This window comes from Mycobacterium tuberculosis complex sp. N0072, assembly GCF_030323725.1.
Taxonomy (GTDB): domain Bacteria; phylum Actinomycetota; class Actinomycetes; order Mycobacteriales; family Mycobacteriaceae; genus Mycobacterium; species Mycobacterium tuberculosis.
In genome coordinates this window covers 88,400-108,406 of the sequence record NZ_CP040689.1, presented here as the reverse complement: position 1 = coordinate 108,406, position 20,007 = coordinate 88,400, and the positions used below count along the sequence as shown (strand labels likewise).

The following is a 20,007-nucleotide window of genomic DNA, read 5'->3' as shown; positions in this document are numbered from 1 at the left end:
ATTACGGAATGTTGAGGGCCGCTAGTTCGATCTCACCGGACGCCGCCCCGCCGTTCTCGTCCCAGAACTCGATGACGCACGGGACCTTGAGATAGCGCCAGGTTCGTTCGATGACCTGCAGATCTCGACACAGGAGGCGGGCAGAGAACTTTTGCGGGTTCAGCGGTTTTCTGAACCGCGATGATGCCTTCCTGATCAGCATGCTAGAGAGCTGGTGTTGGCAGTAGTCGTCGATCGACCAGCCGCGAAGCACCCGGATTTCCTCGTTGAGGACGGCCGGAGCGAAGGCGCTGTAGGCGAGCTGATTGAAACACAGAATCAGTTCGACCGCGTTGAAGTGCCCCGTGCTTCGAATATAGGCGGACTCACCGATCGTGAAGTTGCCATAGGCAAGAACCGAATCCTCGGTGGCGCTGTACTGTGCGTCGATGAGGTAGCGACATCCTTTGCAGGAGTAGGGCTCGAGCACTCTGGCCAGCAGTTCCTCTGCGATCGGAACCGTGCCGCTGGATGCCAGCACCCGTGTGCAGGGCGTCAAGTCGGTGTGGCTCATGCCGCGTATCCCGGCGTCTTGAGGCCATCAAGCATGGTCAGGCGGTAGGTCGTCAGAGTGCCCGCGGCGCTGCCGTGCTTCGCTCGGTGCATGAGAACCCGGTTGTCCCACAAGATGATGTCGCCAACCTGGTAGTGCTGAGTATGTATGAACGGCGACTGGTACTCAGGATCGAGCTGTCCGGTCGCGGCCATGAGTTCTTGCAGCACCTCCGGATCAACCGGATTGCCGTCCTTGTCCTCGATCTTGGTGGTGCCCGTCGCGCAGATGTAGAGGATCTCTTGGCCGGTCTTTGGGTGCCGGATGACCGTAGGCCACTTTATTGGGGGCGTGGTCCGGTTGATCTCGTCCCATACCTCTCCGATGGGCCGGTAGACGTCGCTGGGTCGGATCTTGATGTGGCGTCGAGGGTCGTGGGTGCTGACGGTTCCGCGGGCCGGGTCTCGCTTGGCGGCGGGCAGCGACTGCCAGACCCTGGCGAGATCGATGAAATAGGTCCCGCGGTCGTGTCCAGGCACCGCCAGCGGCAGCACCATGGAAAACGCGAAAGGTTCCGGCATAAACATATAGTCGATATGCCAGAACGCGCCGGTTTTTGGGACCCCCTGACCTTCCTCAGTGGAGGAGACAAAGATCTCCGGGTGGTCTTCGTGATGGTACATGGGTTCGTAATACGGAACGATTTGTCCAATTATCCTGCCGAGTTTGATGAACTCCCGCGGAGACGGATGGACGTCTTTTAGCACAACGAGCTTGTTCGTGTAAACGATATCCCGGATCTCGTCGGTGGTTATATCGTCCAGATTCTTGGGATCGACCCCTGTGACCTGCGCACCGAGTCCCTCGCCTTTGACCTTAAGCGTCATCGGTTCTTTTCTCCTTGTTCATTGTTCGGCGTCGGTTGTCCAGGTAGTGGGCAGCAACGGGACTGTAGTGCTTGTGCTGTGCGACGACAGTTGAACCATTCCGGCCGCGGCGCCGCTGGTTGTCGGTGCGGTACCGGCAAAGCCGAGAGTGCCGGCACCTTGACTGCCAGCCGCGTTGGCGGGAGCGGGCACATCCGTAGCGGCGTCCACCGTGGCGGTCGCGTCCAAAAATTCGTCGCGGTAACCGCGTATCCCGACGCCGCTTTCGCTGCGCTTTCTTCGGTGGGCTCGGGCGAGGCCCGGTCGTGCTGCGCCCGCGGTTGCAAGGGTGTCGGCGGCGGTGTCAGGTGATTTGGTGCCGGCTTTAGGGCCAGAGCTAACCCCGGGTGGCGCCAGGCCGGGCACGGCATAGCTGATGCCGGGTGCAGCCGAAGCGCTGCCAACCGAGTTCGAGCTGGGAGCGGCGGGCGCGGGGTTGCTGGTGGGCGGGCTTCCGCCGGGCACGGCCGCCGTGGCCGGCGTGACAGCCACAGCCAAGTTTGCGCCCCATTGGTCGCCGGGACCGAGCGCTGCGGCGATAGGAAGCAGTCCAGCCGGGGGCAGGTTCAGCAAATGGATCAGCGCGCTTAGGGCGGTCAACGCGCTCAAGGTGGGAGTGAAGAACGGAAGCAGGAGCAGGCCGTACGAGGCGTAATAGGGATACCAAAGAAAGTCGTACAGCTGCAGGGCAACAAGGGCAAGGACGACCGTTACGGCCGGGCTGAAGCCGAATTGCTCGAAAAACTCCAGAAAATACTTGTACGGGTTGGCAATGAAATCCAAGATATCCCGGATGAGCTGACCAATTGAACTCAATACGTCTAGCCGGGTATCTGCGGCATCGCCGCCGGGCGCGCGGATCGGTGGCGCCGGTTGGGTGGACGGTACGGCCACCGTGGCCGCATCGGCGACGGCCTGGTAGGCGGCCATGGTGTCGGCGGCTTGCAGCCACATGCGGACATAATCGGCTTCGTTGAGCGCGATCGGAACGGTGTTGATCCCGAAGAAGTTGGTGGCGATCAGAACGCCATGAATGGCGTGGTTGGCGGCCAGCTCTGCTGGGGTGGGCATCGCGGCCAGGGCGCTGCAGTAGGCAGCGGCAGCCGCTACGTGCTGTGCGGCGGTGACGGCGCTGTTGATCGCGGTTTGCTCAAGCCAGGCCAGATAGGGGCCATGGGCAGCCACGTACTGGGTGGCGGCGGTTCCCTGCCAGCTGCTGGCCTGAACCTCGCCCAACAATTGGCCCAACTCGGCGCATGCGAGTGCGTACTGATCACTAAGTTCTTGCCACTGCTGCGCGGCAACAAGCAATGATCCCGGACCGCACCCGGCGCTCAACAGGCCCGAGTGCACCTCCGGTGGTATAGCCATCCATATCGTGGCCGCCAGGACTCACCTCCTTGCCTAGGCAGCGCTTTGCTTCACCCGCGGTGTTAGTCGGCCATAACGGGCAGAAAGTTCCCATCGCGCCCAGGAAAGGTGCGGTACCTTCCCGTATCAACTCGTAGGATCTGGGTAAATCCCTTGTGTCACTTCAGTTTCACGGTTATCAGCGGGGCGCTCTTTGTCAGTGCCCGACGTTATGATTCGAACATGTTAGCGAATAGCCGGGAGGAGCTTGTCGAGGTCTTCGACGCGCTGGATGCCGAGCTGGACCGCTTGGACGAGGTGTCCTTTGAGGTGCTGAGCACCCCGGAACGGCTGCGGTCTCTGGAACGTCTGGAATGCTTGGCGCGCCGGCTACCGGCGGCCCAGCACACGTTGATCAACCAACTCGACACCCAAGCCAGCGAGGAAGAACTGGGCGGCACGCTGTGCTGCGCGCTGGCCAACCGGCTGCGCATCACCAAGCCCGAAGCCGGCCGACGCATCGCCGAAGCCAAGCCTTAGGGCAACGTCGGGCGCTCACTGGCGAACCGTTGGCCCCGCAGTTGACCGCCACCGCCACCGCCCAACGCCAGGGCCTGATCGGCGAGGCGCACATCAAAGTGATTCGCGCCCTTTTTCGCCCACCTGCCCGCCGCGGTGGATGTGTCCACCCGCCAGGCCGCCGAAGCCGACCTGGCCGGCAAAGCCGCTCAATATCGTCCCGACGAGCTGGCCCGCTACGCCCAGCGGGTCATGGACTGGCTACACCCCGACGGCGACCTCACCGACACCGAACGCGCCCGCAAACGCGGCATCACCCTGAGCAACCAGCAATACGACGGCATGTCACGGCTAAGTGGCTACCTGACCCCCCAAGCGCGGGCCACCTTTGAAGTCGTGCTAGCCAAACTGGCCGCCCCCGGCGCGACCAACCCCGACGACCACACCCCGGTCATCGACACCACCCCCGATGCGGCCGCCATCGACCGCGACACCCGCAGCCAAGCCCAACGCAACCACGACGGGCTGCTGGCCGGGCTGCGGGCCCTGCTCGCCTCCGGGAAACTGGGCCAACACAACGGTCTTCCCGTCTCGATCGTGGTCACCACCACCCTGACCGACCTGCAAACCGGCGCCGGCAAGGGCTTCACCGGCGGCGGCACCCTGCTACCCATGGCCGATGTGATCCGCATGACCAGCCACGCCCACCACTACTCCCCCGCAAGCGGGAGGTACCCCCAGGCGATCTTCGACCACGGCACACCCCTGGCGCTGTATCACACCAAACGCTTGGCCTCCCCGGCCCAGCGGATCATGCTGTTCGCCAACGACCGCGGCTGCACCAAACCCGGTTGCGATGCACCGGCCTACCACAGCCAAGCCCACCACGTCACCGCCTGGACCAGCACCGGACGCACCGACATCACCGACCTCACCCTGGCCTGCGGCCCCGACAACCGACTCGCCGAAAAAGGCTGGACCACCCGCAAAAACACCCACGGCCACACCGAATGGCTACCACCACCCCACCTCGACCACGGCCAACCCCGCACCAACACCTTCCACCACCCCGAACGATTCCTCCACAACCAAGACGACGACGACAAACCCGATTGACCCCTGAACGCGAGCCCCACGGCGCTCACGCACCACCCGGGCCACCGTGCTCGCACAAGCCACAACGGCCGGGAGCTTTAACCACCACGCATCAACCGTTTTGCAAGGCCGCAGGGGTGTGCCCGCGGCGATGTGGTCCGAGCCCGCTGGAGCAATCCGTCGGCATTGCGCGACTATTGATGGCATGGACTGCGAGGTCGCGCGCGAAGCGCTGTCGGCACGACTCGACGGCGAGCGCGCACCGGTGCCCTCGGCGAGAGTCGATGAACACCTGGGCGAGTGCAGCGCCTGTCGCGCATGGTTTACCCAGGTGGCCAGCCAGGCTGGTGATCTGCGTCGGCTCGCCGAGTCCCGCCCGGTTGTCCCGCCTGTTGGGCGCCTCGGGATCCGCCGGGCGCCGCGGCGGCAACATTCACCGATGACCTGGCGACGTTGGGCGTTGCTGTGCGTGGGCATCGCGCAGATCGCCCTGGGCACCGTGCAGGGGTTTGGCCTAGACGTCGGCCTGACCCATCAGCACCCGACGGGTGCCGGCACCCACTTGCTCAACGAGTCCACGTCGTGGTCGATTGCGCTCGGTGTGATCATGGTGGGCGCGGCGCTATGGCCGAGCGCCGCCGCCGGCCTGGCCGGTGTTCTGACGGCGTTCGTCGCCATACTGACCGGCTATGTGATTGTGGATGCGCTGTCCGGCGCGGTCAGCACCACGCGGATTTTGACTCATCTGCCGGTGGTGATCGGCGCGGTCCTGGCAATCATGGTGTGGCGAAGCGCCTCTGGTCCTCGGCCGAGACCGGATGCGGTCGCCGCTGAGCCCGATATCGTGTTGCCCGACAACGCATCACGCGGACGACGGCGCGGTCATTTGTGGCCCACCGACGGTTCCGCAGCCTAGCGGGTATCGCCCAAATTTGCGCAACCGCAAGCTGTTTGAGACCACGAAGAACGATGAGAACGCCATGGCCGCACCGGCCACCAGGGGGTTGAGCAGTCCGGCAGCGGCGACGGGAATCGCGGCGATGTTGTATCCGAATGCCCAGACCATGTTGAGTTTGACGGTGCGCATCGTGGCCCTTGCCAGGTCAAGCGCAAGGGGTACAACGTCGAGGTGGTCGCGGACCAAGATGATGTCGGCGGCACCGATCGCGACGTCCGTGCCGCGCCCGATGGCCATGCCTAGATCGGCACGGGCCAGTGCGGGTCCGTCGTTGATGCCGTCACCGACCATGGCGACGACATGTCCGCGGTCGCGTAGCTGCTCGATGACATCGACCTTGCCTTCCGGCAGGATGTCGGCGATCACCTCGTCGATGCCGACGCGAGTAGCCACGGCCGCCGCCGATTCGGGATTGTCACCGGTCAACAGCATGGTGCGCAGACCACGATCGGCCAGGGCGGCCACGGCGTCTCGCGCCGAGTCCTTGACGGCGTCGGCGACCGCGATGACCCCGCATGGTTCGCCGTCGACCTCGACGAATACGGCCGTCTCACCCAGCGATTCGGCGTGGCGCCGGGCCGCGCGCATGTTGGGGTGGCACGACGAGGACCCGATCCATGACGGTTTGCCCACCCGTACCGCCCGCCCGGACACGGTGCCGCTGACGCCGCGGCCGGGTATGGCGCGAAAGTCGGTGACCGCGTCTCGCCGAGTCGTTGCCGCGGCGATCGCGAGCGCCACCGAGTGCTCGGACGCGGCTTCCACGGTCGCGGCCAAGGCGAGCACCTGGTCGGCCTCCCAGCCCGGTGCCGCGGTCACCGCACTGACCTGCAGCCGGCCCGTCGTCAGGGTGCCGGTCTTGTCGAAGACGACGGTGTCCACCGCGCGGGTGGCCTCCAACGATTTGTAGCCCTTCAGAAATATTCCGAGCTGGGCACCGCGACCAGAGGCCACCATCATCGCGGTCGGAGTCGCCAGCCCCAGGGCACACGGGCAGGCGATGACAAGCACGGCGAGTGCGGCCGAGACGGCACGGTCGGGTTGTCCCCCGGCGATTAGCCATCCGGCTGCGGTTAGTGCCGCGATAACCAACACAGCGGGAACAAACACCGAGGAGATCCGGTCGGCTAGTCGCTGTGCGTCGGCCTTTTGCGCCTGCGCTTGCTCAACGAGGCGGACCATTCCGGCGAACTGGGTGTCGGCGCCCACCGCGGCCGCCTCCACGATCAGCCGGCCGTCAAGCACTGTGGTGCCGCCGATGACCTGCCCCCCCGGACGCACCCGGGTCGGTTTGGCCTCGCCGGTCATCGCGCTCATGTCGACCGCAGCGGACCCGTCGACGGCGAGGCCGTCGGCGGCAACTATCTGCCCTGGACGCACCACGAAGCGCTGCTGTTCTTTGAGTTCGTCGGCCGGGATGACCATCTCCGACCCATCCGGTAGCAGGACGGCTACTTCCTTGGCGCTCAGCGCCGCCAAGGCTCTCAGCGCACTGCCCGCCTGCGACTTGGCGCGCGCCTCGAAATACCGCCCCACCAGCACGAACACCGTGACACCCGCCGCGACCTCGAAATAAATAGCATCGCTTCCCAGCAGCGCCTGCCATATGCCGCTGCGCTCGATGGGCGAGTGATTGCCGAAGACGGTGTACAGCGACCAGATCGTGGCGGCCGTGATACCGACCGAGATTAGCGTCTCCATGGAGGCGGCGTGGTGGCGGGCGTTGCGCATCGCAACGCGGTGAAACGGCCACGCCGCCCAGGTCACGACCGGCAGTGCCAGCGCGCTTAGCACCCACTGCCAGCCGGTGAAGCGCGTGGCAGGCACGACCCCAAACATCACCGACAGATCGGCCACGGGCACAAACAGCACGGCGGCGATCGCTAGCCGGATCAGCAGCTGTCGAGCGTGGTCGGCGTCCGGATCACTCGCGCTCCGACCGTCATCCGTGCACAGATCGGCCTGATAGCCCGCGCGGCGGACCGCCTGGCACAGCGCGGCAGCGTCGACCGCCTCGCTGGTGTCGATGGTTGCCACCCGGGTGCCGAAGTTCACAGCTGCCCGAACCCCCGGCAGCTTGTTGAGGGTCGATTCCACACGGTGGGCGCACGCAGAGCACGACATCCCGCTGATTCTGAGTTGTATCCGCTGCACACTCGCGTGGTGTTCACCGGTCACGGCCGTCGTCATCGTGGCTCCTCACTTCCGGCCGACCTGTGGCCTCCGCTCAACATCGGCGGCGGCATGACCAAGTTAATGACCAAATTACTCACCTCACCGAAGCCGCCTGACGCGGTGAACGCACCGGCGGATAGTCGTCTTCAACAGGCCGTCAACACCGGCAGCAAGCGCAGCAGAACGCGGGCCGAACTGGCCGCCACCTCGCCGACAAACCGATTGAAGTCCACCCCCGAATCGGCTCCGGCGAGATCGGAGAGCGCGCGAATGACCAGCCATGGGATATCGAAGGACGCGCAGATTTGCGCCACCGCACCGCCTTCCATTTCGACGGCCATACCGCCGAGTTCGTGGTGCAGCCGGTTGCGGGTGCGCTCGCAGTGAAGGTATTGGTCACCGGTCAGGATGGTGCCGTAGTAGATGCGTGGCTGCCGGCCACCACCTCCCGCGGCGGTGGACAGCGGCGCCAGCGTGAACCCGTCGAGGCGGTGTTTGACCCGATCGATGACCGCGGGATCAACCGGGTATCCGAGCCGCTCGGTCGGTTCGATGAAGGGGATGTGTCCGGGCTGATAGGGGCGCAGCCGCTCATCGGTGAGCAGACCGAAGTCGTGTTGGACGACCCGATCGGCGATGACGATGTCACCGATGCATAGCTCGGGATCCAGCCCGCCGGCCACTCCCGTGAAAACGATGGTGCGGCAGCCGAATCGATCGGCAAGCAGCGTTGCGGTCAGGCCCGTGTTAACTTTGCCCATGCCGGCGGCGGCCAACACGACCCGGTGCGCGTCGAGTTGGCCGCTATCGAAGAGGATCTGCGCGACCTGCTGGCGTTTCGCATCGACCAGGACACCGCGCAGATACGCCAGCTCTTGCGGGATCGCACAAATGACGCCGACCGTCACCGCCATCCGTTCGGTCGCAACTCAATCTCCAATCGCCGGTCACCGGCGGCTAGCGGCTCTCCCGCGCCGCGCGCGATTGTAGCGAGAAAGTCGCGGCCCTCGGCGCGGGCCTGACCTCAACAACGCTCCACGCCTCTGCGCATAAGGCGCAAGTCAGAGCGCTGGCCGCGGCGCCTGGCGCGCAGCACGGCCTGCAGTGCGTCGCGGGCACGCGCTGTGATTGGCGCGACCACGCCGCGGTCGGTAGAGCTCTGGCTGACCCAGGTTGGCAGTGTTGACACAGCGTCGGTCCTTCGTCGGTCCGGCGACATTGCGCCACCTGATCCAAGTTCACCCGGGCGGCTTTACGGGCACGCCGCGCCGGAGTAAACAGTGCGAAAAAGGCGCTGGTGACCTTTGACACAACCCGCAGGCCCCGCACAGGTGGGATTTTGGCTGGTCAGGTGAGCATCGCGGCGCGCTCGAGGTCGAGCAGCTGCTCGCCGCGCCGTTCGACGTCATAAGCCTTGCGCCCGCCGCGCACACCGAACAACCGCTTAGAAATCAGCAGGTAGACAACGGCGGCGACATTGATGCTGAAGGTCACGACCCGAGTCGTCGTGATGCCCTTGGCCAGGTCGTGAACCTCCAACGGCAGGAAAATTGAGGTGGCCACCACCGCGAAGTACTCGCCCCAGCGCTTCAGCAGCCACAAACCGACCCCCTCGACGGCCTGCAGCACTGGGTATGCCGCCAGCATGCCCGTGATCAGGGCCAACGTCGACGGTTTGGCGGCCAACGCTTTCTCCAGAGCGTGGATCACCGTCATTTGATCGACCTTGAATCCGGCCGCACGCAGGACCGGCAAGTCCCTATCCAGGGTCGCCTGGATAGCTCCCCGCGCACCGCGAAACTCCCACACCGCCCACGCGGCCAGCGCCAACACCAACGCCCGGACTAGCCGTTCGACCCCGAGCGCGCGAATGATGATGGCCTGACGTAACGCCTTGCCGCGCATAATCAACGGCGCATCCTCGGGAGCACCACGCCCCTGCGGCCCACCGAGCGCGAAATCGCCGCAGCGCAAGCAGCGCCATACTTCGCCCAGCCCGGTGCTGGCGCGCAGCCGCGCAGCAAGTGCCGCGTCGTCCGGCGCGTAGGTGACGTGTCCCCCGAGACCACAGGTGATCAACTCCCACCGGTTGCGGATGCGGTTTTGGTTCTTGGCCACTTGCGCTCCTTAGCTGCCGGTCTGAGGTGGTTTGCGACCCGTATCCGCCGATCATTGGATGCGGGCAGCCAATCTCGCAAGCTAACGCGCACTTGGTCATATCGGCCGCCGCCATTGGGTTCTCCCGATTAGACGGGTGCGCGCCACGTAACGAGCACCCGGCCGTACAGCAGCCGACGGATACACGCCCCGGGCAGCAGGGCGCGAACGTGGCTGCGTAGCTCATGCAACGTCTGCGGGGGCGGCCACTTGATCGGAGCGGAATGTTCCCACTTGCCCTTGACGCGATTGGCCATGCCGCAGGCAACCCAGCTTGTCAAGTGCCATAAGCCGTTTCGCAGCGAGGGCGTCACGAAGGTGACCACGGCCAGCGTCCCACCGGGAGTTACCAGCCCGCCGAGCCGGCTCAGCGCCGTCCGAGTGTCCTCGATGTGGTGCAGGGCGGCATTGGAGACCACGGCGTCGAAGCCCGCGTTGGGCAGCTCAGCCGTCATGATGTCGGCATGCAGCCAGCGGATCGGCGCGTTAGCGAACCGTGTCTGCGCACGTCGCAGGACGGGCGCATCGATGTCCACTGCCGTGACGTAGGGTATGCGCCGAGCCAGCCGGGCAGCCAGCAACCCGTCGCCGCACCCGACGTCGAGCACGCACTGGGTACCGAGCGGCACCATGGCATCCAGCAGAGCGTCGTAGTGGATGTTGGCGTTCCACGGTTGATCCACGGTGACATCCTGCTCGACGGCGGAGTCGTCGCTCGCGCTAGCCCGAAGCTACGTCGGGCCAGAAATCCTATTCAGGCAGGTGATCTGGTACATCTTTTCTTGGTGCAACCGAACCCGTGAGCGAGCGTGTCGGTACACCGACACGCCCCCATGGCGTCATGCCCTACCGCGGGCGTACTGATCGCTCAGCTTGGCCAACGTGGCCTCGATTCCCGCCGCATTGGACTTCGCGAAACCCGTCATCTCGTAGAACTTCAGGCCGTTCTTGATCGCACCGGCGGCGTGGTAGTCGAATGTCTCGGTGACGCGGGTCAGTGTCGGTGACAGCGATTCGAATTCCCATCTCCACCGATGGCCTAACGGGTGGCTCCACTCGACCAATTCGTTCGGTTTGAGCGCGGTCACCCTGCTGGTGATGCGATACGGTAGGCCGAACAACTTCATCTTCGTCGAAAACTTCGACCCGACAACTAATTTCGCCGGTACCTTGATGTTGCCGCGAACCGTGCCCGATCCGTCCAGTTCGCGGTGGCGCCGGGGATCAGCAACGATGGCGAACAACTCGGCCGCCGGCGCGGCCACCTCCACCGAACGGCTCACCCGGCCGGGTCCAGCATCGACAACGGTCACAGTCATCATGTCTCCCTTCGGTTGTATCCCTGGTGTGCCCGGTTTGACCGCCCGGTACTCCTCGCGTCCACCCCAAACAGCCAGACCGAGGTCACCGGTGCGCACTCGACGCCACGACAGGCTCCCCGAACGTCCCTTGACCACGGTACTTCTAGTTTGGCGCAACCGAACCCGCGAGGGTGCGTGTTTGTACACCGACACGCCGCTAGGGCCGTACAACTGGGCGCGCTCACGGTTAGAGGTCGTTGCCCGCGTAGGACTGGTTGAAGCTTTTGTTGGCCAACGGGAAGTCGGGGACGATGGTGTCGGCCATCGCCACCGGCAGTGCGGGCCAGTTGAACCAGGACGGATCGACGACTTTCGCCCGGGTGATGCGGCCATCGACGTCAATTTCGACGCGGTGCACGATAGTGCCGCGCCAGCCTTCGACGATGCCGATACCGCTGCTGGGCGCGCCCACCGGGTGCAGTGTAGCGGCGTATTCTATTGGACCGGTGTGTGATTCGACAATGTGTTGAGCAAGAGCGGCAGACGCGGCGAATTCGTCGCGCCGCACGGTGTAGCGAGCCAAGACGTCGCCGTCAGGCGCGCCGATCTCGGTGATGGGCAGCACTATGGTGGGGTGTTCGACCCGGGCGTCGCTGCGCAGTCCGCTGGCGCGGGCAACATAGCCCAGGCAGCCCAGGGCGCTGGCGTCGTCGGGGTGCAGCACGGCGGTGCCGGCGAAGCGGTCGTAGACCACCGAGTTGGCCAGCGTCAGGGTGGCGACCTCGGCGAGATCGACGGCGAGCGCTGCAAGCTCGTCGGTATCGGGCAGCGCACGCAGCGCAACCCCGCCCGCGCGGATGGCGCCGCGCAGTAGCCGGTGACCGGTGACTGCGGCATTGCGCCGCAACAGATTTTCGCGGATGCGTTGGGCGTGAGCGTTGGCCAGCGAGTAGCCGACGTCGTTGGCCAAGGCACCCAGGTCGGCGGCGTGGTTGTAGAGCCGTTCGAGTTCGACGATCAGGGCCCGCAGCCGGTGGACCTCGTGGGGCAGCTCGATGCCGAGAGCGTCTTCGATCGCCAGGCTGTGCGCGAGCGCGTGCGCTGCCGACGTATCGCCGCTGATGCGTTCGGCGAGATCGACCGCGGCCGTGGCGGGGCGGCCGTGGAAGAGTTTCTCGATGCCACGGTGCACAAACCACAGCCGCGCCTTCAGCCGCACGATCGTCTCGCCCGCGACAGAAAACCGGAAGTGACCGGGTTCGATGAGGCCGGCGTGCACCGGCCCGACCGGAATCTCGTACACGCCGGGTCCTTCGACGGCGAGGAACGGGAAGGCCCCCGTATCAGTGAATTCGGGCGCGGGCCCGGCGTCGGTGCGCATGGGATGCCAGTCGGGCCAATGCGCGTGCCGTACCAGTCGGCGGGGTTTGGGATGGCCGACCGGGCGAATTCCGTACAGGTCCGCCATTTCGCGCTCGAACCGGCCAGCCGGAAAGGACAGGTACGCCAACGATCTGATCTCTGGATTATCCGCCGGCACAACGTATTCCAACTCGACGCGGCGATCTGGATAGCCCGCCAAGAAAAGGTACACGACACGCAGACTGTCGCCGTCGTCGTGGGCAGCGACCAGGGCCAGGCGAAACGAATCGGCCCAGAGTTGTTCGGCCGTCGCTATCAGTCCACGCTCGGATACCCGGTGGCGCAGCCAGCTGGCACTCATCACGGTAGACCCACGTTGCTGGCGGCGATGCCAAGCAGGTCGGCGAGTGGGCCCGCGGTGATGCCGAGGGCCGCCGAGACGACGATGCCCACCATCAACGCCGCCGCCGCGGTGGCCGGCACGGTGATCGCCGGCGCGCCCGCCGCCGGGGTGCCGAGCAGCATGCGTCCGGAATTGCGTGCCAGAGCCGTGAAACCGATGGCGATCAGCAGCAGCGCCGCACCCAGCACCCAGGCCAGCCGCTCGTTGGCCAATGAGCGCGCGATCGCCAGCTCGCTGGCGAACATCGCGAACGGCGGCAAGCCAAGCAGGACGATCAGGCCGACGGCAAACGACACGCCGATCAGCCGCGACCGTCGCATCACGCCGGTGATATCGGCGATGGCGGTGGAGTCGTGTGCGGCCTGCAGCTGACCGCCCGCCAGAAACAGCACGGTCTTGCCGATCCCGTGGGCGAGCACGTGCAGCAGCAGCGCGGCGATCGCCAATGTCGTGCCGGCGGCCGCGGCGATCGCGATCAGGCCCATGTGCTCCATCGACGAGTAGGCCAGCATCCGCTTGACGTCGCCGGTCACGGTCAGCATCAGCACCGCCACCAGCAGCGTCGCCAACCCGACCACGAGCAGCCCGTTGCGCAGGTAGGCGGGCCCGCTGACCGCGTCGAGGATCGGCCGCAATCGGATCAGCACCGAGAACGCCACCGCCAGCAGCACGCCGCTCATCAGTGCGGACACCGGTGCGGGGGCTTGGCTGTGCGCGTCCGCCAGCCAGGTGTGAAACGGGAAGAGGCCCGCCTTGGCGCCATAACCGATGAGCAGCAACCCGCCGGCCAGTCGAGCGACCCCGGGGTCTAGGCCGGCGGCGTGTTCGGCCAGGATATCGAGGTTCAGCGCGCCGGCAGCAGCGGCACCGGAATCCCGCGCGGCGAAATACAGCAGCACGGTACCCAAGAAGGCGACGGCGATCCCGACCGAACAGATCACCACGTATTTCCAGGTCGCTTCCAGCGCGGTGCGGGTGCGGCGATGCCCCACCAGAAACGCGGTGATCACCGTGGTGGCCTCGATCGCTACCCAAATGACGCCGATGTTGTTGGCGCACACCGCCAGAACCATCGCGCAAAGAAACGCCGGGGTCAGCACCCCATACAGCCGAGCGCTACGTCCGTCGATATGCCCGTGTGCCAGCTCGGTGTCGATGTAGCCGATGCTCGCCGCGGTGGCCAGTGTGCCGACGATCCCGATGACGACGAGCATGACCACCGTCAGCGCATCGGCGCGCAGCAGACCGCCCAGCCCGAACTGCGCCCCCGACCCCATCCAAAACCCCATCGCCACAGCGCAGGCCAGCACCGTCGTGGCGGACAGCGCGGTGAGCGTCGCCGTCGTGCGTCGCCACCCGGTGATCAAGGAGGCGATTGACGCGGCGAGCGGTGCGAGGATCGCGGCAAGCAGCAAACCGGTCATCAATCCCGCAACTCCCGCAGCTTGTCCAGGTCGGCATCGCCGAAAATGCGGCGCAGCCGGCCGGTCAACACGCCGATCACGATGACCGCGAACAGCACGTCCAGCGAGGCACCAAGTTCGACGATCAGCGGCACCCCGGCGGTGAGCAGGAATGCGGTCGCCGCGATCCCGTTGTCTAGCATCAGGAATCCGGCGGCCTGCGAGACCGCGTGCAGCCGCGTGGTCATCACGAACAGCGCGATCAGCACCACCGCGAACGCGGCCGGCACCGCGTTGATGGTGACGCCCGGTTCCAGGTTGACCACCGGCTGGGTGATCGCGAACGCGGTGAGGGTCAGTCCGGCGGTAATCAGCAGCGAGCTGGCGGTGTTGACCAACGGGGTGGCCTCCCGCTGCGCGGCCGCTTCGGCGCCCACCGCGCGGGCCAGCAGCCAGGGCAACACCAGCGCGCGCAGCGCCAACACGGCGATGCCCACCGCGATCAGCGCACGGTCGTTGTCGCGGATGCCGCGCAGTAGCGGGATCGCGGCCAGCGCAGCACCCTGCCAGGCCAGCAGCCGCACAATGGCCCGCAGGTCGCGGCGCCAGACAATCAGCACCGACGCCAACACCAGCCCACCCGCGGCGAAGTCGACCAGGATCGAGAAGTTGGCGTTACTCATCGCTGGCCCCTCACGCCCCCACCGTGAAGAAGTTGGCGGCGGTGACCGCGAGCAAGGCCAGCAGAAACGAGCCGGCCAGCAGTTCGGGTACCCGGAACAATCGCAGTTTGGCGAGGAACACCTCGAACGTCGCCAGCAGCACCGCGAGAATCGCGACCTTGGCCGCCACCGCCACCACGCCGGTCAACACGTCGAGCGCGGTGGGCGCGGCGCCGGCGATCCCCCACGGCAGGAACAGATTCGCCAGCAGTGCCAGCAGCACCGTGAGCCGCATCCCGGCCGCCCATTCGACCAGCGCCAGCCGTGGGCCGGCGTACTCGAGGACCATGGCCTCGTGCACCATCGTCAATTCCAGGTGGGTGGCCGGGTTGTCCACCGGCAGCCGCCCGGTCTCGGCGACGATGACAATCACCAACGCCACGAAGGCCAGTACGCCGGCCAGCGACACCACGTGGCCCGGGTGGTCGATCGTACTCGCCACCAGCGCACCGAGATTGGCCGATCCGGCGGGGATGGACAGCGCGAACACCGCCAGCAGGATCGTTGGTTCGACCAGTGCGGCGATGGTGATCTCGCGGCTGGCGCCCATGCCGCCGAAAGAGGTGCCGGTGTCGATGCCGGCCAGGGTCAGTGCGACGGTGCCCAGGAATAGCAGCCCGACCACGGCAAACAAGTCGGCGCTGGGGTCCAGGGGTGACCCGGTGGCCACCAGAGGTGCGATCGCGGCGATCAAAAGCGTTGTCCCGGCGACGATCACCGGCGCGGCGGCGAACACGATCGTCGTCCCCGCCGGTGTGATCTGTTGCTTGCCAAGCTGTTTGAGCAGATCACGCCACGGTTGCAGCAGGCCGGCGCCGGCCCGGCCTTCCCAGCGTGCCCGTACCTGCCGCGTCATACCGATGACCAGCGGCGCACCCACCATGACCCCGCCGATTTGCGCGGCGCCCGCTAGGTAGGACATCACGTTCACCTCGCGACCACCAGCACGATCAGTACGCCCAGCGCGCCGTAGGCCAGGTAGCGGTGCACGCTGCCGGTGTGGGCACGGCGCAGCAGCTCGGCCATGGCGGCCACCGCCCCGACCACCGGCGTATAGAGGCGCTGTTCGATCGCGTCGGCGACCGCGGTCCGGTAGGTGATCCGCTCGGCCATATAGCGCGACTCGGCGGTGTGGGTGACCTCGATGTCGGTGTCCGGGCGCAGCACGTCGCCGAAGACCCGCTGCAGCGGCTCGGCGAACGACGTGGCCGTGTATTGCATGCGCACGGTGAGATCGGCCGCGCCGCAAGCCCACAGCGGCAACCTGGCCGGCGCCGGGCGCCGGCGGAAACGCCACCGCGCGAGGACGGCTACCGCCAACGCCGCGGCGAGCACAGCGGCGGCGATCACGCCGGGCGCGATCGACCCGGACATCGCGGGCAGCCGCACCACGGCGCCCAGACCGGTGAACTTGACCGCCTGAGCGGCCGGCAGCGTCGCGGCGGCCCGCCGCACCATGGGTGCGACCAGCAGCGGTGCCACCGCCAGCACCAGGCAGGCGCCCGCCGCGATCGCCATGCCGGCGCGCATGCTGGCCGGCGCCTCACGCGCCGCTTCGGCTTGGGTGGAGCGGGGACGGGCGAGAAACCCGATCCCGAAGGCCTTGGTCATCGCCGCCACGCTCAGACCGGTGGCCAGTGCGACCACGCCGACCGCCAGCGGTGTCGTCAGCGCCACGATGGGGTCGTGTCCGGGGGCAGCGTGGATCAACGACTGGACCAGCAGCCACTCACTGACAAACCCGGCGCCCAACGGCAGACCACATGCGCCCAGTGCGGCCACCCCGAAAAAGACGGTGGTCGCCGGCATTCGGCGGGCCAGCCCGCCGAGCAGGTCCAGGTCGCGCAGCCCGGTCGCGGCCAGCACAGATCCGGCCGCCATGAAGGCGAGGCTCTTAAACGCCGCGTGCGCAATCATGTGCAGCATCGCTGCGGCGGCGGCGATCGACGCCGGCCCGTAGGCTCCGGTATCCGCGAAAAGTGTTGCCGCACCGAGCGCCAGCGTGATCAGGCCCATGTTCTCGGTCGTCGAATAGGCCAGCAGCCGTTTGAGATCGGCGGCCACCGAAGCCTGCAGCACCCCATACAGCGCGGACGTGCCGCCCACGGCCAGCAGCGCAAGCCCCCACCAGCGTGGGCCCGGCCCCAGCAGCTGCAGATCGAAACGGACGATGCCGTAGATGCCCAGGTTGACCATCGCCGCGCTCATCAACGCCGACACCGGGCTCGGCGCCTCCGGGTGGGCCCGCGGCAGCCAGGCGTGCAGTGGCACCAGGCCCGCCTTCGAACCAAACCCGACCAGCGTGAGCATAAATACGGCGGCGCGGACCCCGTCGCAGACTGCCCCGAGGCCGGCGAACCGGTCGGAACCCCCGGCCGCCGCCAACACCACCAGCCCGACCAGGATTGCGATGAATCCCAGCTGAGTCATCACGGCGTACCACAGGCCCGCCGAGCGGACCTGCGGGCGGGCGTGCTCGGAGAGCACCAGGATCAGCGACGCGATCGCCATCAGCTCCCACGCCAGCAGAAACGTCGTCACCGAGCCCGCGGCCGGCACCAACAGCATCGCCGCGACGAACAGCGGCACCACCGCCATCGGGACCCGACCGAGGTGTTCACGGCGCACGTAGCCGATCAGGTAACAACCGACCGGAGCCGCTACCGCGCCCGTGAGCGCCATGAAGAATCCGCCCAACCGGTCGAGCTCGATGTGCACGCCGGACAGCGGAAGCAGCCAACCGACGTGCACTACACGCACCGGTCCAAACATGCCCAGCAACCCCACGCCGACCCCGGCAACGCCCACGCCCGAAGTGACGACCCCGCCGGCCGTCGGTGCAGCGGTCATTTCCCGGTCACCGATCGCAGCGCCGCCATGATGGCCGCGGGTGTCGGCGGGCAGCCGGCGATCTCGACGTCGACGGGTACCACCTCGCCGACCGCACCGACCACGCCGTAGGCGTCGGCGAACACCCCCCGGTTCAGCGCGCAATCCCCGCACGCGATTACCACCCGCGGGCGCGGCGTGGCCTCCAGGGTCTTGCGCAGTGGGCCGGCCATGTTGTGCGTGACCACGCCGGTCACCAACAACGCATCGGCGTGTCGGGGCGAGGCGACCAGCCGCGCCCCGAACCGCTCCGCGTCATACACCGGGCCAAAGGCGCCCGAAATCTCCACCTCACACCCGTTGCACGAACCCGCGTCAACATGTCGGATCTGCAGCGAACCCCGTACCCCGGCGGGTGGTTCGGCTATCGCCGCCGGTAAGGGGGCCGCGGGCTCGACCACCCGGCCAACACGGAAAATCTTGGCAACCCAACCCATGGCGTTACGTGGCCGAGCCGCCGGCGCGGAGGTCCTCTAGCACCGCCACCCGATCGCTGAGCACCCTGGCCAGCACCTTGCGTGCCACCGCCAGCAGCTCGGCGATATCGGGTGCGGCAATCGAATAGATCATCGCGTTGCCGTCACGACGTGCCGCGACAACACCCGCCCGGCGTAGCACACCCAGCTGCTGGGACAGGTTCGACGACTCCAGGCCGACGTCCGAGGACAGCAACTCACCGACCGAACGGTCCCGCTCGACCAGCAGCTCCAAAATCCTGATCCGCGCCGGATGCGCAAGGGTTTTGAAGAACTCCGCCTTGAGCTTGTACAGCGGTTCGGACTCCACCGCGTCTCCTGAGAGCTTCAGCGTTACATCGGTTGACGAGTTGAAGAATTTATCAGATAGTGCGGATGCGTGCGGGCCGCCCGCGGCCAATCGGCTACGGCGTACGCGAGTCAGCAACGATGCGGATGCCGGTGACGATCTCGGGTTCGATCGCGACCACGGTGTCCATCGCCATGTTCACCCACGGGTGTAGCAGCCGCTGGTAGCGGGCAACCTGCTCGGGATCGCTGACCTCGGTCGCCAGTCCCGTCACCACCACACTCCACCCCGTCCGACGCCGCGGATCAAGGTCGTCGGCTTCGTAGGCGACCACGACACCGGCATCGGCGCTCGATCGCACCGCAACGGACACGTTGGCCGTCAGGCGGGTGCGCACGATCACCCGACCGTCGACCACGAGGTGATTGACTGGACGGATCGCCGGCAGCGCCGCGCGGGTGAACACCACACGCCCATGGTCAACGCTGGCCAGCAACCGCATCGCCTCGTCACGGTCGAGCTCGACCACCTCCCGGGCGCTTTGCGGGCTGGCGCGCCGCGAGCCCAGGCTCATGCCAGACCGTCGGCAACGCCGTCACCGGTCGGGGTGATCAACCCGAGGTTGCCGTCGTAGCGGGAGTAGAGCAGCTGGCCGCGGCCGGTGGCCTGGTCGGTGAAAAACAGGAATGGCAGTCCATGTTCGCGCGCCCGGTCCACCGCGGCGGCCTCCGTGAGAACCGGTGTCGGACGCGAATTCACAATCAGCGGCACCGGCGGCCCGGCTGGGGCGCGACAACGTGACCATCCTGGGGGAAATACGTGGTGCTGGCGGGCCAGCCGCAGCCCCGACGGTCCAGCCCGATAGACCACAGCGTCCTCCCCCGTCTCGGCGTCGGTGAACAAATGCACGTCGTAGTCCATGGCGTCCATAGCGGCAATCGCCTGCAACGGGGTTGCGCGCCTTAGCACGACCGGTTTGCGGCGGGTGACTAGCGCCTCGGCCGGCGTGGTCAATCGCCGGCGGGGCCGATCCGGCCAAGGCCGGGGGCACCACTGTGCCGACGCCCGCACGATCTGTCGATCCAGTCTGATCAGTGCGGGTCGCAGATCATCGATGCCCGCGGTGGCGGCCTGCGCCCTTAATGGGGTGTCACCTACCTGCAGGTTTATCTGCACCAGCGTCGGCCCATCGGCGCAGTTCGCCATGGTCAGCCGCACCCGAGCACCCCCGGTGACGCCCCGATCGGCCAACACGCGACCCACGGCACGAGCCAACCGTTCGGCCTGGGATGCGTTAGCCCGGCCGCCGGAGAATACGGCGACATCCGGGAATTCCCGCGCGTGCGATGGCTCGGGTGCACATACGACGAGGCGACTGCGTTTCGGTTCCACCTGCTCGGCTTTCGATTGTGGCCCGATTGTGGCCAATGCCCAAAGCTTGTCTGGCCGA

17 protein-coding genes and 2 pseudogenes are annotated in these 20,007 nt (G+C 66.6%); 2 read left to right on the top strand and 17 right to left on the bottom strand.

All coding sequences use genetic code 11. The features are described from left to right. Position 1 precedes the first annotated feature (1 nt). Genes fcoT through FF952_RS00525 form a run of 3 tightly spaced genes read right to left on the bottom strand, consistent with a single transcriptional unit; the run spans position 2 to position 2,829 of the window. Positions 2–553: a fatty acyl CoA thioesterase FcoT gene (fcoT, locus tag FF952_RS00535; protein WP_003899810.1), complete on the bottom strand. Its 552-nt coding sequence runs from the start codon at positions 551–553 to the stop codon at positions 2–4. Continuing rightward, positions 550–1,419, bottom strand: coding sequence for a (3R)-3-[(carboxymethyl)amino]fatty acid oxygenase/decarboxylase (scoE, locus tag FF952_RS00530; RefSeq protein WP_003400786.1), 870 nt, complete (start codon positions 1,417–1,419; stop codon positions 550–552). The genes fcoT and scoE overlap by 4 nt, the downstream gene beginning before the upstream one ends. A gap of 18 nt (positions 1,420–1,437) precedes the next feature. Next, complete coding sequence (locus tag FF952_RS00525; protein WP_003400781.1) at positions 1,438–2,829, bottom strand: PPE family protein; 1,392 nt, start codon at positions 2,827–2,829, stop codon at positions 1,438–1,440. 222 nt (positions 2,830–3,051) lie between these two features. Between FF952_RS00525 and FF952_RS00520 the strand changes: the two are divergent. Next, a pseudogene (locus tag FF952_RS00520) lies at positions 3,052–4,443 on the top strand (HNH endonuclease signature motif containing protein). A gap of 184 nt (positions 4,444–4,627) precedes the next feature. Then, positions 4,628–5,338: a zf-HC2 domain-containing protein gene (locus FF952_RS00515; protein WP_003912510.1), complete on the top strand. Its 711-nt coding sequence runs from the start codon at positions 4,628–4,630 to the stop codon at positions 5,336–5,338. Here the strand turns inward: FF952_RS00515 and FF952_RS00510 are convergent. From FF952_RS00510 to FF952_RS00445, 14 genes and pseudogenes are all read right to left on the bottom strand, one after another. After that, complete coding sequence (locus FF952_RS00510; protein WP_003899808.1) at positions 5,285–7,570, bottom strand: heavy metal translocating P-type ATPase; 2,286 nt, start codon at positions 7,568–7,570, stop codon at positions 5,285–5,287. The two genes, FF952_RS00515 and FF952_RS00510, sit on opposite strands and share 54 nt — an antisense overlap. A 131-nt stretch (positions 7,571–7,701) precedes the next feature. Beyond that, the gene (locus FF952_RS00505; protein WP_003400678.1) at positions 7,702–8,469 is read right to left on the bottom strand and encodes a 5'-methylthioadenosine/adenosylhomocysteine nucleosidase; all 768 of its coding nucleotides are present in this window, start codon (positions 8,467–8,469) and stop codon (positions 7,702–7,704) included. Positions 8,470–8,902: 433 nt separating this feature from the next. After that, on the bottom strand, positions 8,903–9,673 hold the full coding sequence (locus FF952_RS00500; protein WP_003902846.1) for a DUF2127 domain-containing protein: 771 nt from the start codon (positions 9,671–9,673) through the stop codon (positions 8,903–8,905). A 128-nt stretch (positions 9,674–9,801) separates the two neighbouring features. Beyond that, positions 9,802–10,407 (bottom strand): annotated as a pseudogene (locus tag FF952_RS00495) (class I SAM-dependent methyltransferase); the annotation flags it as partial. Between the two features lie 144 nt (positions 10,408–10,551). Continuing rightward, a complete protein-coding gene (locus tag FF952_RS00490) occupies positions 10,552–11,031 on the bottom strand; it encodes an SRPBCC family protein (protein WP_003899806.1) in 480 nt (159 codons plus the stop codon). A 229-nt stretch (positions 11,032–11,260) separates the two neighbouring features. Then, the gene (locus FF952_RS00485) at positions 11,261–12,739 is read right to left on the bottom strand and encodes a hydrogenase large subunit (RefSeq protein WP_003400663.1); all 1,479 of its coding nucleotides are present in this window, start codon (positions 12,737–12,739) and stop codon (positions 11,261–11,263) included. After that, a complete protein-coding gene (locus tag FF952_RS00480; protein WP_003400662.1) occupies positions 12,736–14,202 on the bottom strand; it encodes a hydrogenase HycQ in 1,467 nt (488 codons plus the stop codon). Before FF952_RS00480 ends, FF952_RS00485 begins: the two co-directional genes overlap by 4 nt. Then, the gene (locus FF952_RS00475) at positions 14,202–14,864 is read right to left on the bottom strand and encodes a hydrogenase HycP (protein ID WP_003400661.1); all 663 of its coding nucleotides are present in this window, start codon (positions 14,862–14,864) and stop codon (positions 14,202–14,204) included. The genes FF952_RS00480 and FF952_RS00475 overlap by 1 nt, the downstream gene beginning before the upstream one ends. Before the next feature lie 10 nt (positions 14,865–14,874). After that, a complete protein-coding gene (locus FF952_RS00470) occupies positions 14,875–15,825 on the bottom strand; it encodes a respiratory chain complex I subunit 1 family protein (RefSeq protein ID WP_003900802.1) in 951 nt (316 codons plus the stop codon). A 5-nt stretch (positions 15,826–15,830) separates the two neighbouring features. Continuing rightward, complete coding sequence (locus FF952_RS00465) at positions 15,831–17,753, bottom strand: oxidoreductase (protein WP_003907280.1); 1,923 nt, start codon at positions 17,751–17,753, stop codon at positions 15,831–15,833. Beyond that, positions 17,750–18,229 (bottom strand): NADH-quinone oxidoreductase subunit B family protein, encoded by a 480-nt coding sequence (locus tag FF952_RS00460; RefSeq protein WP_003400658.1) that lies wholly within the window; start codon positions 18,227–18,229, stop codon positions 17,750–17,752. The genes FF952_RS00465 and FF952_RS00460 overlap by 4 nt, the downstream gene beginning before the upstream one ends. A gap of 4 nt (positions 18,230–18,233) precedes the next feature. Continuing rightward, positions 18,234–18,578 (bottom strand): lsr2/espR transcriptional regulator, encoded by a 345-nt coding sequence (locus FF952_RS00455; RefSeq protein ID WP_003400657.1) that lies wholly within the window; start codon positions 18,576–18,578, stop codon positions 18,234–18,236. Positions 18,579–18,672: 94 nt separating this feature from the next. Beyond that, positions 18,673–19,131: a pyridoxamine 5'-phosphate oxidase family protein gene (locus FF952_RS00450; RefSeq protein WP_031656748.1), complete on the bottom strand. Its 459-nt coding sequence runs from the start codon at positions 19,129–19,131 to the stop codon at positions 18,673–18,675. Next, positions 19,128–19,949 carry a dormancy-associated translation inhibitor gene (locus tag FF952_RS00445; protein WP_003400655.1) on the bottom strand — a complete coding sequence of 274 codons (822 nt, stop codon included), beginning with the start codon at positions 19,947–19,949 and terminating at the stop codon, positions 19,128–19,130. The genes FF952_RS00450 and FF952_RS00445 overlap by 4 nt, the downstream gene beginning before the upstream one ends. Between the last annotated feature and the right edge of the window lie 58 nt (positions 19,950–20,007).

Coding starts and splice junctions, on each gene's coding strand:
- fcoT (WP_003899810.1), bottom strand. CDS start 553: ATGAGCCACACCGACTTGACGCCCTGCACACGGGTGCTGGCATCCAGC.
- scoE (WP_003400786.1), bottom strand. CDS start 1,419: ATGACGCTTAAGGTCAAAGGCGAGGGACTCGGTGCGCAGGTCACAGGG.
- FF952_RS00525 (WP_003400781.1), bottom strand. CDS start 2,829: ATGGCTATACCACCGGAGGTGCACTCGGGCCTGTTGAGCGCCGGGTGC.
- FF952_RS00515 (WP_003912510.1), top strand. CDS start 4,628: ATGGACTGCGAGGTCGCGCGCGAAGCGCTGTCGGCACGACTCGACGGC.
- FF952_RS00510 (WP_003899808.1), bottom strand. CDS start 7,570: ATGACGACGGCCGTGACCGGTGAACACCACGCGAGTGTGCAGCGGATA.
- FF952_RS00505 (WP_003400678.1), bottom strand. CDS start 8,469: ATGGCGGTGACGGTCGGCGTCATTTGTGCGATCCCGCAAGAGCTGGCG.
- FF952_RS00490 (WP_003899806.1), bottom strand. CDS start 11,031: ATGACTGTGACCGTTGTCGATGCTGGACCCGGCCGGGTGAGCCGTTCG.
- FF952_RS00480 (WP_003400662.1), bottom strand. CDS start 14,202: ATGACCGGTTTGCTGCTTGCCGCGATCCTCGCACCGCTCGCCGCGTCA.
- FF952_RS00475 (WP_003400661.1), bottom strand. CDS start 14,864: ATGAGTAACGCCAACTTCTCGATCCTGGTCGACTTCGCCGCGGGTGGG.
- FF952_RS00470 (WP_003900802.1), bottom strand. CDS start 15,825: ATGTCCTACCTAGCGGGCGCCGCGCAAATCGGCGGGGTCATGGTGGGT.
- FF952_RS00465 (WP_003907280.1), bottom strand. CDS start 17,753: ATGACCGCTGCACCGACGGCCGGCGGGGTCGTCACTTCGGGCGTGGGC.
- FF952_RS00460 (WP_003400658.1), bottom strand. CDS start 18,229: ATGGGTTGGGTTGCCAAGATTTTCCGTGTTGGCCGGGTGGTCGAGCCC.
- FF952_RS00450 (WP_031656748.1), bottom strand. CDS start 19,131: ATGAGCCTGGGCTCGCGGCGCGCCAGCCCGCAAAGCGCCCGGGAGGTG.